Here is a 12,354-nt window from a genome sequence, read left to right as displayed (position 1 = left end):
CGTCGGCCGACGCCCCGGGCCACCGGGTGGGGTGCTGGGTCAGCCGGCGGCCGTGATGGCGTCCACCGCGGGCTGGGCCTGGTCGCGCAGGGTGTCGGAGATCGGCGCGTTGCCGGCGTTGTCGGCGGCGGCCTGCTGGCCGTCCTCGCTGACCACGTAGGACATGAAGGCCTTGACGTTGTCGGCGGTCGCCTGCTCGTCGTACTCGACGCAGCCGATGTGGTAGCTGACCAGGACGATCGGGTACTCGCCCGAGCCCTCGGTCTGCCGGTTGACCTCGATGGCGAAGTCGTACTGGCCACGGCCCTCGACCGCGGGGGAGTTCTCCACGACGGCGGCGGCGGCCTCGGCCGACGGGGCGACGAACTCCGAGCCGACGCCGACGTTGGCGACACCGAGCTCGCCGGCGCGGCTGGCGTCGGCGTAGGTCACGGCACCGGCCGTGCTCTCGACGACGCCCACGACGCCGGACGTGCCGTTGGCGGCCTCGCCACCGGGCAGCGGCCACACGCCGTCGGGCTCCGAGGTCCACACGTCACCGGCGGTCTGGAACAGGTAGTCGGTGAAGTTGTCCGTGGTGCCGGAGTCGTCGGCGCGGTGCACGGGGGTGATCGCCGTGTCGGGCAGCTGGGCGTCCGGGTTGGCCTCGGCGATCGCCGGGTCGTTCCAGGTGGTGATCTGGCCGGTGAAGATGCGGGCGATCACGTCGGGCGTGAGGTTCAGCTGGTCGACGCCCTCGAGGTTGAAGATCACCGCGATCGGCGAGATGTAGTTCGGCAGCTCGAAGACCTCGCCGCCACCGCAGCGCTCCTGCGCGGCGGTGAGCTCCTCCTCGTCCAGAGCGGCGTCGGAGCCGGCGAAGTCGGCCCGGCCCTCGATGAACTGCTCGCGGCCCGCGCCGGAGCCGGCCGGGTCGTAGCTGAACTGGACGTCGGGGTACTCGCCCTCGAAGCCGGCCTGCCAGGCCTCCATGGCCGCCTGCTGGCTGCTGGCGCCGGCACCGACGAGGTCGCCGCTGAGCTCGGCGGCGCTCGCGCCGCTGCCGCCGTCGCCGCCGCCCGAGGCGCTGTCGGACTCGTTGGCGGCGCCACACGCGGCGAGCGTGAGGGTGCTGGCCAGCGCCGTGCTGAGGACGACGGCGCGCGACCGGGTGCTGAGCTTCAAGCCAGTGCCTTTCCGGAGGTGCCCGGACCTCAATGCCGGGCAGGGGAGGACCAACGGAACGGGACGGTAGGCAGCCCAGGTGGCCGGTCCCGGGTCGCTCGATGAACGCCCGGTGAACGCCGGTCGAGCCTTTCCCGACGGGGTGAGAACAGCATCACGTCCGGCAGGTGAACGCGTGCGAGTCGGGTGGCGGTGGACACGTCCGGTGCGGCACAAAGGGACGTTTGCGCCGCGTGCCCGGGATCAGGGGACGCGCCGCCAGGAGACGTCGACGGCGTACCGCGTGAAGCCGGTGCGCTCGTAGAGCGTCACCGCCGCGGTGTTGTCCTCCTCGGTGTAGAGGAGCACCTCGTCCAGCCCGCGCCCGCGCAGGTGTGCCAGGCCGCGCACGGTGAGCGCCCGGCCGAGCCCGAGCCCCTGGGCGTCGGGGTCGATGCCCAGCACGTACACCTCGCCGACGGCGTCCGGGCCGGCGTCGCCGGGCGGGTGCACCTTGGTCCAGTGCGCGCCGAGCAGCGCGCCGCCGGCGTCGGGGTCGCCGCGCCAGGCCAGCAGGAAGCCGGCCGGGTCGAACCAGGGCTCGGCCTCGCGCAGCCGCAGGTCCTCCGGCGTCCAGGCGCCCTGCTCGGGGTGGGCGGCGAAGGCCCGCGCGTTGAGCCGCAGCCAGGCGGCCTCGTCCCGGCCGGGGCGGAAGGCGGCCACGGACACGTCCGGCGGGAGCGGGGCGGCGGCGTCGAGGTCGGCGTCGGTGAGCGGGCGGCGCATCTGCAGCAGCACGCGGGCCCGGGTGTAGCCGCGGGCGCCGGCCAGCGCGGTGGCGGCCGGCAGGTCGCCGTGCGCCCAGACCCGCAGCGGACGGCCGTCGGCGAGCTCCTCGAGCCGGGTCAGCAGCGCGCCGCCCACCCCGCGCTCCCGGGCCGTGGGCGCGACGACCAGCTCGGCCTCGGCGTCCCCGGTGCCGTCACCGAGCTCGAGCCGGGCGTAGCCGGTGAGCGGGCCGTCCGGCTCGGTGGCGACGACGTCCCGGCCGCCGGGCGGGCCGCCGTGCTGCAGCCGCAGCTCGGCCTCCTCCGACAGCGGGCGGACGCCGTCGGCCGCCGCGGCCGCGCGCAGCAGCGCGAGGACGGCGGCGGTCCGCGCGGGGTCGAGCCCGGCGGAGTCGGAGACGGCGACGGCGCTCAGAGCAGCGGGGCGGTGGTGGGCGAGGTGTCGGCGACCGTGCCGGCGGACCGCTCGGCCTCGGCGCGGGCGGCCGCGGCGGTCGCGTCGGCGACCTGCTGGTCGAGCTTGTAGCCGACGTTGCGGACGGTGCCGATCAGCGCCTCGTGCTCGGTGCCGAGCTTGGCGCGCAGCCGGCGCACGTGGACGTCGACGGTGCGGGTGCCGCCGAAGTAGTCGTAGCCCCAGATCTCCTGCAGCAGCTGGGCGCGGGAGAACACCCGGCCCGGGTGCTGGGCGAGGTACTTGAGGAGCTCGAACTCCTTGTAGGTGAGGTCGAGCGGGCGGCCGCGCAGCTTCGCCGAGTAGCTGTGCTCGTCGATGACCAGCTCGCCGGCCTGGGTGACGCCGCCGTCGGCGCCGTCGGCGGGCGTGGTCGCGGCGAGCCGGCGGGCGGTGGCCCACTTCAGCCGGGCGTCCACCTCGGCCGGGCCGGCGGTGTCGAGCAGGACGTCGTCGACGCCCCAGTCGGCCGACAGCGCGACCAGCCCGCCCTCGGACAGGACCGCGACGAGGGCGGAGGCCACGCCGGTCGAGGACAGCAGGCTGCACAGCGTGCGGGCCTGGATGAGGTCGTGGCGGGCGTCGACGAGCACGACGTCGCCGGAGTCGCCGTCGAGCAGGCTCGACAGCTCGGGGGCAACGACGCGGACCTGGTGGCCGAGCAGCCCCAGGGCGGGCAGCACCTCGGTGGTCGCCTGACGCGCCGCGGTCATGAGCACGAGTCGCATGTCGTCTCCTCGGGGAGGGCATCGACGGCGCTGTCGAACCGAGACCGCAGGATAGCCGACGTGCGTCCCGTTCCCTCCGAGGTCACCCGAGCGCGTCCGGTGACGGTCCGCACCGAGGACGGCGTGCGGCTCGAGGGCGTCGTCGTCCCGGGCTCGGGGCCGGCGACGGGCGCGGTCTTCGTCGTGGCGCACGGGTTCACGAACTCCACCGCCTACCCGCCGTTCCGGCGGATGGCCGGCTGGCTGTCCCGGTTCGGCGAGGTGCGCGCCCTGGACTTCCGCGGGCACGGCCGCTCCGGGGGCGGCACGGGGGCCGGCGGCGACGACGAGCTGCGCGACGTCGACGCGGCGGTAGCCGCGGCGCGGGCCGACGGCGCGGGCGCGGTGGTGACCCTCGGGCTGTCCATGGGCGGGGGCGCGGTGCTGCGGCAGGCGGCGCACGGCCGGCACCGCCCTGACGCGGTGGTCGCCGTCAGCGCGGTCAGCCGCTGGTACGTCCGCGACACCCCGCCCATGCGCCGCGTGCACTGGCTGCTGGAGACGACGCTCGGCCGGCGGGCCGGCGCGCGCCTGCTCGGCGTCCGCCTGGCGCCGCCGTGGGAGACCGTGCCGTCGTCGCCGCTGGAGGCGGTCGCCCGGATCGCCCCGACGCCGCTGCTGCTCGTGCACGGCGACCGGGACGCCTACTTCCCGCTCGAGCACGCCCGCGCGCTGGCACGGGCGGCCGGCCCGACGGCGACCGCGTGGGTGGTCCCCGGCTTCGGACACGCCGAGAGCGCCCTCACCGCTCCGCTCGTCGAGCGCGTCGGGCGCTGGGCGTCTGCGACGATCGGGGGCGAGCGGGAGGTGCCGGCGCCGACGGGGGCGCCGGGCGGTCCCGGGCAGGAGGGGACGTGACCACGGCGCTGGACTCCCCGCCCGCCGCCCGCGCGCGGCACGCCGCCGCGGCCGTCGTCGCCGGCGCCGCCGTCGCACTGGTGCTGCTCGCGCCGGACCTGCTCGGGGAGCACGGCCGCCTGGCCGCCGTCCTCGTGCTGCAGGCCCTCCTCGTCGCGGGCTGGGTGGCCGCCACGGCGCCGGCCGGGGCGGCGGGTGTCGCGGTGGTCGGGGCGGCGGCCGCCGTCGGCGCCGACCTCGCCGTGGACCTGCTCGCCGGTGACGCGGACCGGCCCGGCCCCGGGTTGCTGCTGGCCGTCGCCGGGCCCGCGCTGATCGTCGCGGTGCTGCACCAGATGCTGCGCCGGCCGCCGCGCACCGACGTCGTCGGCTCGCTGGGCAGCGTGGCGCTGCTGGTCACCGCCGTCTGCGCGCTGGCGCTCCTGCTGCTGCCCGACGTCGCCGGCGACGACGGCGAGGTCGCCGCCGCGCCGCTGCTCACCGCCGGCGCCGCGCTGGTCGTCGCGCACCTCGCCGACGCCGTGCTGCCCCGCCCCGCGGTGGCCCCGGGCGCCGACCGCGGCGTGACGGGGCTGCTGCTCGCCGTGGCTACCGGGGTCGTGGTCACGCTGGTGGCGGGCGGCACCGGCGGGACGGCCGACGTCGTCGGCGGCGTCGCGACCGGCCTGGTGCTGGGCCTCGTCGCGGGCCTCGCCGGGACCGCCGCCTCGTTCGCGGTGGGCGGCGCCGGGGAGCGGCGCCGCGGTGCCGCCGTCGCCGGGGTCGCGGTCGAGGCCGTGCTGCCGCTGGCCGTCTGCGCGCCGGTGCTGCTGGCCCTGGCCGCCGTCTGATCCGCAGCCGTGCGCGCCCTGCTCGTCGTCCTCGCGCTGGTGGCCGTCCTCGCGCTGGTGGCCGACCCGGTCGCCGAGGGCGTCGCCGAGGACCGGGTCGCCGAGGCGCTGCGGGACGCCGGCGGGCTGGCCGGGACGCCCGACGTCGACGTCCGGGGCTGGCCGTTCCTCACCCAGGCGGTGTCGGGGACCTACGAGGACGTCCGCATCTCCCTGACCGCCGCCGAGCTCCGGCAGCCGGAGGGGACCACCGCCGACGTCCGGCTGCGCGGGGCGCACGTGCCGCTGTCCGACGCGCTGTCGGGGTCCGTGCGCGAGGTGCCGGTGGACCGGGTCGACGGCACGGCGACGCTGTCCTACGCGCTGCTCGCGCAGCAGCTCGGCGGCGACACCGCCGTGGCCCGCGAGGGCGACGGGCTGCGGGTCACCCGGACCGTGGAGGTGCTCGGCCACACCGTCCCGCTCACCGCCGCGGGCACGGTGTCGCTGGACGGCCAGGACCTCGTGGTCGACGTCGAGGAGGCCGACGCGGCCGGTGTCGACGTGCCCGACGTCGTCGTCGACCGGGCGAGCGACCTGCTCGACCTGCGCTACCCGGTCGAGCTGCCGTTCGGACTGGAGCTGACCGGCCTGCGCCCGGCCGACGCCGGCGTCGAGGTCACCGCCGCGGCCACCGACACGGTGCTGCGCGCGCCCTGAGCCGCCCGGGAATGCGCACCGAGGCGGTCGGGTTGGTGCGGGGGACGAGCGGGACCGCCCCGGCGGTGCTCGCCGGGGCGCTCGTGCCGACCGCCGCGGCGGCCCGGTGGCTGCGCACCCGCGACGGCCGGCCCAGGACGGAGGAGGAGCCCGTGGGCGGACCGACCGCGGTCCTCGAGGAGCTCGGCGTGCGGCCGGGCGAGGCGGACCTGACCGTCGTCCAGTTCTCCACCGCGTTCTGCGGGCCGTGCCGCACCACCCGCGCCCGGCTGCAGCACCTGGAGGCGACCCGGCCGGGCCTGGCGTACGTGCACGTCGACGCCGAGAGCCACCTCGACGCCGTCCGCGAGCTCGACGTCCGGCGCACGCCGACGCTGTTCTACCTGGACCGGTCGGGCAGGCTGCTGGGCCGCAGCAGCGGCGCCCCGCGCCCGGGGGAGCTCACCGCCCTGGTGGACGCGCACACGGGCGCCCGGTCGTGATCGGCTACCCTCGCCGCGTGGGCACCCTGCTGACCTCGCGCCGCACAGTGGACCTGTGCCGCGTCGGCAGCTGCCTGTGTCGCGCCTCCTGAGGGCGGTTCCACCCCGCCCAGACGTGCCCTGACCGCCGTCCGGAGACCCCTCTTCATGCCCCTGAGTCCTGCCGCACGGTCGACGTGCGCGGGCCCCGCCCCACCGCGTGGGTCACCGGCGCCGTCCTGGCCCTCGTCTCCGCCGTCGGCGCGGCGGGGTACCTGCTCGGTGCGCCGGTGCTCGGCGCCGTCGCCACCGGGTTCGTCCTCGTCGCGGCCCTGCTCGACGGGGCCACCGCGTCCTGCCCCGGCCGCGAGCCGTACCCGACCGTCCGGCGGGCCCGTCCCGCCCCCACCGCCTGACCGTCCGCACACCCACCACAGGGAGGAAGACCCCCCATGAGCCGCAACGACGTGCTCGTCACCGCCGACTGGGCGCAGGAGAACATCGGCGCCCCCGGCATCGTCTTCGTCGAGGTCGACGAGGACACCAGCGCCTACGACAAGGGCCACATCGAGGGCGCGGTCAAGCTGGACTGGAAGACCGACCTCCAGGACCCGCTGCGCCGCGACTTCGTGGGCAAGGAGCAGTTCGAGGAGCTGCTGTCCGCCAAGGGCATCGGCAACGACGACACCGTCGTCCTCTACGGCGGCAACAACAACTGGTTCGCCGCCTACGCCTACTGGTACTTCAAGCTCTACGGCCACGACCAGGTCAAGCTCCTCGACGGCGGCCGCAAGAAGTGGGAGCTCGACAGCCGCCCGCTGTCCTCCGACGCCGTCGAGCGCCCGGCCACCCAGTACCGGGCCCAGGAGCCCGACACCTCCATCCGCGCCTTCCGCGACGAGGTCGTCGCCGCGATCGGCCAGCAGAACCTGGTCGACGTCCGCTCGCCCGACGAGTTCGCCGGCAAGCTGGTCGCCCCCGCCCACCTGCCGCAGGAGGGCGCGCAGCGTCCCGGCCACATCCCGACCGCGGTGAACGTGCCGTGGAGCAAGGCGGCCAACGAGGACGGCACCTTCAAGAGCGACGACGAGCTGCGCAAGCTCTACGCCGACGCCGGCCTCGACGAGTCCAAGGACACCATCGCCTACTGCCGGATCGGTGAGCGCTCGAGCCACACCTGGTTCGTGCTGCGCGAGCTGCTCGGCCACCAGAACGTCAAGAACTACGACGGCTCCTGGACCGAGTACGGCTCGCTGGTCGGTGTCCCGATCGAGAAGGGGGCCTGAGCGTGTGCGGCGCCCCGAGGCAGGGCGGTGCCCTCGCCGGGATCGACCTGGCCACCCAGACGGTGATCCAGGGCCAGGTGTGGCACGACGGCGCGCCGGTGGCCGGTGCCTACGTCCGGCTGCTCGACGCCACCGACGAGTTCACCGCCGAGGTGGTCACCAGCCCGGAGGGCGAGTTCCGCTTCTTCGCCGCACCGGGCACCTGGAAGCTGCGCTCGCTGGCCCCCGTCGGCCGCGGTGAGCGCGTCGTCGAGGCCGAGGTCGGGCTGACGGAGACGACCGTCGTCCTCGAGAAGTAGTCCCCTGCGCACGGCGCCCCTCCCGGCTGCGGCCGGGAGGGGCGCCGTCGTGTCCGGGGTCGGTCGTGTCCGGGGTCGGTCGTGTCCGGGGTCGGTCGTGTCCGGGGTCAGGAGATGCCGGGCGGGAGCCGGTTGGGGCCGGCCTCCGGGGGGCGCGGCCGGTCCTCGGGGAACGCGCGGACGGCGACCAGCGCGACGTCGTCGGCGCCGGCCGCGGGCACCATCCGGGCCAGCACGGTGTCGCACAGCTCCTCCAGCGGGACCTCGCCGAGGTCGCGCAGGGCCTCCCGCAGCGCCGCCAGCCCGGCGTCGAGGTCGGCGTCGCGGCGCTCGACCAGGCCGTCGGTGACGAGGAGCAGGGTGTGCCCGTCCGCCAGCTCGGCCGTGTGGTCGGTGCGCCGCGTGTCGGGATCGACGCCGAGCATGCGGTCGGGGCGGGTCTCCAGCAGCGTGGTGGTCCCGTCCGGGGCGAGCAGGACCGGCGGCAGGTGGCCGGCGTTGCTCCAGCGCAGCACCCGGGTCCCGGCCACCGGCACGTCCGGGTGCCGCTCGACGCGGGCGAGCGCCACGGTGGCCAGGGTGCCCACCGCGAGGCCGCGCGCCGCGCGCTCGGTCCGCGTCAGCGTCGCCGACGGCGGTTCCTGCTGGTCCCAGGCCAGCGCCCGCACCAGCCCGCGCAGCTGGCCCATCGCCGCCGCGGCGTCGCTGTCGTGGCCGACGACGTCGCCGATCACGAGCACCGTCGCGCCGTCGGGCTGGAGGAAGGCGTCGTACCAGTCACCGCCGACCCGGGCGCCGTCGGCGGCCGGTCGGTAGCGGACCGCGATCTGCAGGTGGTCCGGCTCCGGCGGCGGGGTGAGCAGCGCCTGCTGCAGCCGGTCGGACAGCGCCCGCTCGACGGCGGCCTGCTCGGTGACCCGCCGCAGCTCCTCGGCCTGCCGGCGTGCGGCGAGCCGGTCGGTGAGGTCGCGGAAGGAGACGACGACGCCGGTCACCTCACCGTCCTCCACCATCGGGACGGCGATGAGCTCCACGGGCACCGGCGTGCCGTCCGTGCGCCAGAACACCTCCGAGTCGGCGGCGACGGTCCGGCCGGACCGCAGCGCCCGCCAGACCGGGCACTCCTCGCGGGGGTACGGGGAGCCGTCGGGCCGCCGGTGGTGCATGAGCTCGTGCTGGTCGTGACCGAGCTGCTCGGCGGCGGGCCGGCCGGTGATCCGCTCGGCGGCCGGGTTGACGAACTCCACCCGCCCGGCCAGGTCGAGGCCGTAGATCCCGTCGGCGACGGTCGCGAGCACCCGTTCGTGGCGGGCCGCCGTCCGGGCGAGCTCGGCCTCCACCCGGTGCAGGCCGTCCGCCGTGGTCCGTGGGTCGATGGCGCCGTCCTCCTCCGCTCCGCCGGGCCGTGACCCCTCCAGGGTGCCCGACGCGCCCAGGTGCGCAGCCCGGGCACCGCCGCGGCGGGTGGCCTCCCGTGATCGGCACGGCGCCCATCCGCCCCGCGGCGGGTCCCGCGGCGCAGCGCCGGGTGGGTGCCTACCGTGGCGTCGTGGTCGCCGCCTGGGTCCTCGTCGCGCTCGCCGTGCTGCTGGCGGTCGCGTGCGGCGTCGCCGCGAGGCGGCTGGCCCGGCGGCCGGCCGAGCGGTCCCGCCGCGTGCCGCCGTCGCCGCCGGGCCGGCCCGCCCGCGGGCGCTGACCGCCGCGGGAGCGCAGGTCGCGGCCGGGCTACGGTGGCGGGCATGCCTCCCCGGGACGCCGGCCGGTGACCGGCCCGACCGAACTGCCCGTCGCCGACACCGTCGACGTCCGCGAGGGCCCCGAGGTGGCGCACGGCCTGCTGTCGGTGCTGCCGCTGCTGGGCGAGTGGCACGGCGAGGGCGTGCTCGCCGGCGGGGACGCCGGCGACCGGCGCTTCGGCCAGTGGATCCGGTTCGCCCACGACGGCCGCGACTTCCTCGCCTACGAGTCGCGCACCTGGCTGATCGGCGACGACGGCCGGGTCGAGGGCCCCGCGTCCCGCGAGTCCGGCTTCTGGCGGCCGCGCGGCGAGGACGACGTCGAGCTGCTGGTGACCAGCGCCGAGGGCGTGCTCGAGCTGTACGTCGGCCGCGCCCGCACGACGACGAGCTGGGAGCTCACCACCGACGTCGTCGCGCGGACCCAGGACGCGCCGGACACCACCCGCGCCGTGCGGCTGTACGGCATCGTCGAGGGGGCGCTCATGTACGCCGTCGACCGCGCCGGCGCGGACACCCCGCTGCGGCCCACCATGTCGGCGCGGCTGGAGCGGCTGCGGTGACCGCCCCGGGAGACACGCCCCGGCAGGTGGCCGACCGCTACGTCGACGCCGTCTGCGACCTCGACCCGATCGTCGCGACGTCGCTGGGCACCCGGCCCGGCGACGACCGGCTGCCCGACCCCAGCCCCGCCGGCCTCGAGGCGGAGGCCGAGCTGACCCGCTCGACGCTGGCCGAGCTGGACGCCGTCCTCGCCGCCGACCCGGCGCTGGACGAGGACCCGGTCGAGCGCCGCTGCGCCCGGCTGCTGCGCGAGCGGCTGGGCGCCGAGCTGGCCGCGCACGAGGCCGGCGAGGGCTTCCGGGCGCTGTCGAACCTGTTCAGCCCGGTGCACTCCATCCGCCAGGTCTTCCTGCTCATGCCGACGGCGACCGACGACGACTGGGGCGTGGTCGCCCGCCGGATGGCCCGGGTGCCCGAGGCCTACCGCGGCTACCTCGACACGCTGCGCGAGGGCGCCCGCCGCGGGCTGTTCGTGGCGCCGCGGCAGGTGTCCACCGTCGTCGGCCAGCTCGGCGAGTGGCTCACCGGGCCGTTCTTCGGCGGGCTGGCGGCCTCCGGCCCCGACGCGGTGCGCGGCGACCTCGACGCCGCCGCCCGCGCGGCCGACGCCGCGGTGGCCGAGGTCCGCGACTTCCTGCGCGACGAGTACCTCCCGCGGGCGGAGGGGACGCCGGACGCCGTCGGCCGGGACCGGTACGCCGTCGCCGCCCGCCGGTGGAACGGCTCGGACCTCGGCGCGGGGGAGGGCCTGGAGGAGGCCTACGCGTGGGGCTGGGCCGAGCACCGGCGGCTGCTGGCCGAGCAGCAGGCCGAGGCCCGGGCGCTGCGGCCGGGCTCCTCGCCCAAGGAGGCCATGGCCTGGCTCGACGAGCACGGCCCCGCCGTCGACGGCGTCGAGGCCGTCCGGCAGCGGCTGCAGGCGATGATGGACGAGGCGGTCACCGCCCTCGACGGCACCCACTTCGACCTCGCCGAGCCGGTCCGCCGGGTGGAGGCGATGATCGCGCCGCCCGGCAGCGCGGCGGCGCCGTACTACACCCGCCCGGCGCAGGACTTCTCCCGGCCGGGCCGCACCTGGCTGCCGACGCTGGGCCGCGAGCGGTTCCCGCTCTGGGACCTGGTGTCGATCTGGTACCACGAGGGCGTCCCGGGCCACCACCTGCAGCTGGCGCAGTGGGCCTACGTCTCCGGCGACCTGTCCACCTACCAGACGTCGCTGGGCTCGGTCAGCGCGAACGTCGAGGGCTGGGCGCTGTACGCCGAGCGGCTCATGGACGAGCTCGGGTACCTCACCGACACCGGCGCCCGGATGGGCTACCTCGACGCCCAGCAGCTGCGTGCCATCCGCGTGGTCATCGACATCGGCATGCACCTGCGCCTGCCGGTGCCCGAGGACGCCGAGGGCGTGCTGGCCGAGCACCGCGGGCAGCCGTGGACACCGGAGCTCGCGCGGGCGTTCGCCCGCGAGCACCTGGGCAGCGACCCGGCGTTCCTCGACAGCGAGCTGATCCGCTACCTGGGCCTGCCCGGGCAGGCGATCAGCTACAAGCTCGGCGAGCGCGCCTGGCTGGCCGGCCGGGCGGCGGCGCAGCGGGCGCGCGGTGCCGACTTCGACCTGAAGGCCTGGCACATGGCGGCGCTGTCGCAGGGCTCGCTCGGGCTCGACGACCTCGAGGCCGAGCTCGCGGTCCTCTAGTCCGGGGGTCCGTCCGCGGTCAGCCCGATCAGCGCACCGAGCTCGGCCACCGCGCGGGCGAAGTAGGCGTCGGCGTCCTCGACCGACCCGGTGAGGTGGCCGAACAGCTCGAAGCTGACCGTGCCGTACAGCGCGCTCCAGGCCAGCAGGGCGCGCACCCGGACGGCGTCGTCGATGCCCGGGGCGTCCTGGCCCAGGATCTCGACCGCCACGTCGCCGAGCAGGCCGGGCACCCGGCCGCCGTACCCGTGCAGCCGGCCCGCCCGGGCGGCGTCGGCGAGCACGCGGCCGAGGACGACGCCGACCCGCGACGCGGCCGGGACGGTGTCGCGCGGCGCGCTGTAGCCGGGGACGGGGGAGCCGTAGAGCAGCGCCCACTCGTGCGGGTGGGCCCGGGCCCGGTCGCGCACCGCCGCGCACACGGCCGCCCAGCGCCGCTCCGGCGCCGCGGCCGGGTCGTCGGCGGCCTCGGCCGCCTCCCCGAGGGCGTCGTAGCCGTCGATGATCAGCCGGGTCAGCAGGTCGTCGCGGCTCGGGAAGTAGCGGTACACCGCCGACGACGCCATGCCCAGCTCCCGCGCCACCGCGCGCAGCGACAGCCCCGCCGCCCCGACCTCGGCGAGCTGGCGGCGAGCCGCCTCGGTGATCTCGGCGGTCAGCTCGGCGCGGACGCGCTGGCGGGCGGTGGGCACCCGGCCATGCTCCCCGGCGAGAGCGCTGTACACAAGGGAGAGCACTGCTCTTGACAGCCCCACTCCGGGTACGAGAGCGTC

15 protein-coding genes are annotated in these 12,354 nt (G+C 76.8%); 10 read left to right on the top strand and 5 right to left on the bottom strand.

All coding sequences use genetic code 11. From position 1 onward, the window contains the following. Positions 1–39 precede the first annotated feature (39 nt). The 3 genes from pstS to ACI79Z_RS01515 all read right to left on the bottom strand — a co-directional run bounded on the left by pstS (position 40) and on the right by ACI79Z_RS01515 (position 3,113). Positions 40–1,164, bottom strand: a complete 1,125-nt coding sequence (gene pstS / locus ACI79Z_RS01525; RefSeq protein ID WP_387988337.1) for a phosphate ABC transporter substrate-binding protein PstS — start codon at positions 1,162–1,164, stop codon at positions 40–42. Between the two features lie 243 nt (positions 1,165–1,407). After that, positions 1,408–2,346 (bottom strand): mycothiol synthase, encoded by a 939-nt coding sequence (mshD, locus tag ACI79Z_RS01520; protein ID WP_387988412.1) that lies wholly within the window; start codon positions 2,344–2,346, stop codon positions 1,408–1,410. Next, on the bottom strand, positions 2,343–3,113 hold the full coding sequence (locus tag ACI79Z_RS01515; protein WP_387988338.1) for a winged helix-turn-helix transcriptional regulator: 771 nt from the start codon (positions 3,111–3,113) through the stop codon (positions 2,343–2,345). Before ACI79Z_RS01515 ends, mshD begins: the two co-directional genes overlap by 4 nt. A 99-nt stretch (positions 3,114–3,212) precedes the next feature. Between ACI79Z_RS01515 and ACI79Z_RS01510 the strand changes: the two genes are divergently transcribed. The 7 genes from ACI79Z_RS01510 (at position 3,213) to ACI79Z_RS01480 (ending at position 7,585) form a co-directional block, all read left to right on the top strand. After that, on the top strand, positions 3,213–4,010 hold the full coding sequence (locus ACI79Z_RS01510) for an alpha/beta hydrolase family protein (protein ID WP_456901458.1): 798 nt from the start codon (positions 3,213–3,215) through the stop codon (positions 4,008–4,010). Beyond that, a complete protein-coding gene (locus ACI79Z_RS01505) occupies positions 4,007–4,840 on the top strand; it encodes a hypothetical protein (protein ID WP_387988340.1) in 834 nt (277 codons plus the stop codon). The genes ACI79Z_RS01510 and ACI79Z_RS01505 overlap by 4 nt, the downstream gene beginning before the upstream one ends. 9 nt (positions 4,841–4,849) lie before the next feature. Beyond that, positions 4,850–5,539: an LmeA family phospholipid-binding protein gene (locus ACI79Z_RS01500; RefSeq protein WP_456901457.1), complete on the top strand. Its 690-nt coding sequence runs from the start codon at positions 4,850–4,852 to the stop codon at positions 5,537–5,539. 152 nt (positions 5,540–5,691) lie between these two features. Continuing rightward, positions 5,692–6,021 carry a thioredoxin family protein gene (locus ACI79Z_RS01495; protein WP_456901456.1) on the top strand — a complete coding sequence of 110 codons (330 nt, stop codon included), beginning with the start codon at positions 5,692–5,694 and terminating at the stop codon, positions 6,019–6,021. Between the two features lie 176 nt (positions 6,022–6,197). Then, positions 6,198–6,416: a DUF4395 family protein gene (locus ACI79Z_RS01490; RefSeq protein WP_456901455.1), complete on the top strand. Its 219-nt coding sequence runs from the start codon at positions 6,198–6,200 to the stop codon at positions 6,414–6,416. Positions 6,417–6,452: 36 nt separating this feature from the next. Beyond that, positions 6,453–7,286 (top strand): sulfurtransferase, encoded by an 834-nt coding sequence (locus tag ACI79Z_RS01485; protein ID WP_387988343.1) that lies wholly within the window; start codon positions 6,453–6,455, stop codon positions 7,284–7,286. 2 nt (positions 7,287–7,288) lie between these two features. Further along, positions 7,289–7,585, top strand: a complete 297-nt coding sequence (locus tag ACI79Z_RS01480) for a DUF1416 domain-containing protein (protein WP_387988344.1) — start codon at positions 7,289–7,291, stop codon at positions 7,583–7,585. Between the two features lie 107 nt (positions 7,586–7,692). Here ACI79Z_RS01480 and ACI79Z_RS01475 read toward each other — a convergent pair whose 3' ends face one another. Further along, positions 7,693–8,925: a PP2C family protein-serine/threonine phosphatase gene (locus tag ACI79Z_RS01475; protein WP_387988345.1), complete on the bottom strand. Its 1,233-nt coding sequence runs from the start codon at positions 8,923–8,925 to the stop codon at positions 7,693–7,695. Between the two features lie 209 nt (positions 8,926–9,134). Here ACI79Z_RS01475 and ACI79Z_RS01470 point away from each other — a divergent pair, with 209 nt between their 5' ends. The 3 genes from ACI79Z_RS01470 to ACI79Z_RS01460 all read left to right on the top strand — a co-directional run bounded on the left by ACI79Z_RS01470 (position 9,135) and on the right by ACI79Z_RS01460 (position 11,581). Further along, positions 9,135–9,281, top strand: a complete 147-nt coding sequence (locus ACI79Z_RS01470; protein ID WP_456901454.1) for a hypothetical protein — start codon at positions 9,135–9,137, stop codon at positions 9,279–9,281. A gap of 66 nt (positions 9,282–9,347) precedes the next feature. Then, positions 9,348–9,884, top strand: a complete 537-nt coding sequence (locus ACI79Z_RS01465; RefSeq protein WP_456901453.1) for an FABP family protein — start codon at positions 9,348–9,350, stop codon at positions 9,882–9,884. Further along, positions 9,881–11,581 (top strand): DUF885 domain-containing protein, encoded by a 1,701-nt coding sequence (locus ACI79Z_RS01460; RefSeq protein WP_456901452.1) that lies wholly within the window; start codon positions 9,881–9,883, stop codon positions 11,579–11,581. The genes ACI79Z_RS01465 and ACI79Z_RS01460 overlap by 4 nt, the downstream gene beginning before the upstream one ends. Here ACI79Z_RS01460 and ACI79Z_RS01455 read toward each other — a convergent pair. After that, entirely contained in the window at positions 11,578–12,273 is a 696-nt protein-coding gene (locus tag ACI79Z_RS01455; RefSeq protein ID WP_387988349.1) for a TetR/AcrR family transcriptional regulator, read from the bottom strand. The two genes, ACI79Z_RS01460 and ACI79Z_RS01455, sit on opposite strands and share 4 nt — an antisense overlap. Between the last annotated feature and the right edge of the window lie 81 nt (positions 12,274–12,354).

Source organism: Geodermatophilus sp. SYSU D00663 (assembly GCF_054050655.1).
Note: the sequence above shows the minus strand (reverse complement) of the source record. Positions and strands in the feature narration are given on the sequence as shown.

Excerpts from the sequence above, each read along its gene's own strand:
- ACI79Z_RS01515 (WP_387988338.1), bottom strand. The coding sequence starts at position 3,113 with ATGCGACTCGTGCTCATGACCGCGGCGCGTCAGGCGACCACCGAGGTG.
- ACI79Z_RS01485 (WP_387988343.1), top strand. The coding sequence starts at position 6,453 with ATGAGCCGCAACGACGTGCTCGTCACCGCCGACTGGGCGCAGGAGAAC.